The sequence below is a fragment of the Methanobrevibacter sp. genome, assembly GCF_050872065.1.
Lineage (GTDB): Archaea > Methanobacteriota > Methanobacteria > Methanobacteriales > Methanobacteriaceae > Methanocatella.
Window position 1 is genome coordinate 1 of the sequence record NZ_JBNMGD010000087.1, and the last position, 2,190, is coordinate 2,190.

Here is a 2,190-nt window from a genome sequence, read left to right on the forward strand (position 1 = left end):
GAGCTAATCCTGAAACACATTTTCTAATTATATTTTCAACATTTCCAGATACTTGATAAAGATTTGGAATATTTTTGAATATTTGATCTATTCTATTAAGATCCCCATATTTATTCCATGGTCTATAATCAGTTTTTGATATATTGAAGTTAATCTCCTTATTTCTATTTATATTTCTATTTCGTAACTCATATTTCTGATCATTTGTTAATGGAATTAATGCTTGTGAATTAAATTTATGAAGATCTCTGAGAAGCTTAATAGAATCAATTAAATTTCCTTTATTTTCGAATCTTTCTCCTCTTGGTCCAAATCTAGAGAACTTCATTAGTTCATCAGATGTATATTTATCCAAGATCTTCTTCTGATCGTCAGTACATTTGAAATAATTAATATTGAATTTAATATCTTCATCATAAGGGATTATGTGTTCAGGATAATCTTGATTTTGAACTGTAAAGAAGCATATTTCGATCCAGTTTTTAGTTTCATCATACATATAATCTCTAGGATATCTATTATTATAGAACTTATCAGGATAAACAGCCTTAATGTTTATAAATAAATCATATTTCTCAGAGATCATTTCGACTGTTTTTAATGTAATTCTCTCTATTCCTTCAAGATCGTTAGATATATTTGAAATAATTGTTTCATCAACACCTTTCTCTCTTAATGCATGAATGAAACACAGTTCTGGATCAATATCTTCGAATTTTTGATATATTTGATATCTTGATAAATCAAAAGGATTAGATTTAATTATCCAATTGAAAAAACCAGGTGTTCTTCTTCTAATTATTTTCTCTTGATCAAGATCCACAATTTCAATTGAAATTAATTTCGCTTCAGTAGTTATTTGACCCAAATCGTATCCAAGATCTTCTTCAAGCATAATACAATTATTATTAATTATCCTTGAAATTAATTTATATGATTCAATAGTGAATCTTCTACATTCATCAATAATTGTTCCATCTGGAAGTTCTGCTTTAAAAATGAATAAAATATGAGCATTAACAGGATCTGTGTTTTCAAGAAGATTAACCAATTGATGTGCTTCTCTAATATTTTCAGGATCCAGTTTCTTGTGGTGAAAATCATGAAGATCTAGATTAGAAACGTTCATGATTTCTTGTAGATTATTATCTATTGATGAATCAAGATTTAGATCCTTATTTTTATTCAGAACTCTTGAACCATCCATAAACGATAAATAATTTGAAATAGCTGAATTAGAGAAATAATCCTTATTACTGTTTGCATGTCTATTGACATACGATTCATAATTATTAACAAATAACTTGATTCCTTGGAAATAATAATATCTCTGATTTGGATTCAAGAAATTATGGCTAATTAACCATGATTTTAAATATTTAGACTTACCCCTCCAGAAGTTCTGTGCAGCAGTTTTAAATTGCATTTTAATTATTCAAAAATATAAAAAAATAAAATATAAATTAACTGTTTTATTTTTCAATTTATTTATATTTAAATATTAGCCTATTTTTACAGGTTTGATATTTCGATAGCAACTGGAATCTATGGAAGTATTTTGGATAACCCTGTTTTAATTTCTACAAGAAAAATCAAAACAAGCAAAAATATTGAGATATTGAAATATAAAAAAATAAGCTATAAATCAGAGATCTTCGATTTTAATGAACTCCATGAACTCAATAATTCTATCTTCATATTCGTTATAATCAACTTCCAGTATATGAAGAAGTTTTCTTCTGTTTTCTTCAGTATATGGAAAATATTTGGTGAAAATATAATGATCCTCTTTAAGATACAATTTAACCATTATATCCTGATTATCAATTGGTTCAGAACCCTTGATAATTTCAATCAAATAGTCATGATTATCATCTTCAATCAAATTGAATGCATTAAAGGATATTTTTTCAAGCTTCATTTTTCATAAATAAAAAAATATAATTAATAATATCCAATTTAATGTGTTGTTAATTTAATAAATTGAAGAACTTCAACAGTTCTAACAGGAGGTTCATTAAAATTATTATTAATGCTCAAAATATCAAGAAACCTTCTTCTGTTATTTCTATCAAATGGAAAATAAAAAATATCATCAGTATAAGTTGTATATTTGATCAAAATATATGGATTATCAGAAGGTCTTGAAGAAATAAATAAATCTGTTAATAACTGATGATCCTGATCTAC

At 25.6% G+C, this 2,190-nt stretch carries 3 protein-coding genes; all 3 read right to left on the minus strand.

Annotation, left to right across the window (positions count from 1 at the left end):
* Positions 1-1,426 (minus strand): hypothetical protein (locus ACR0P1_RS07785; RefSeq protein WP_432645840.1); only part of this gene is annotated, 1,426 nt, incomplete at its 3' end.
* A 219-nt stretch (positions 1,427-1,645) separates the two neighbouring features.
* Complete coding sequence (locus ACR0P1_RS07790; protein WP_432645841.1) at positions 1,646-1,921, minus strand: hypothetical protein; 276 nt, start codon at positions 1,919-1,921, stop codon at positions 1,646-1,648.
* Positions 1,922-1,959: 38 nt separating this feature from the next.
* The coding region (locus tag ACR0P1_RS07795) for a hypothetical protein (RefSeq protein ID WP_432645842.1) at positions 1,960-2,190 on the minus strand (231 nt) is incomplete at its 5' end.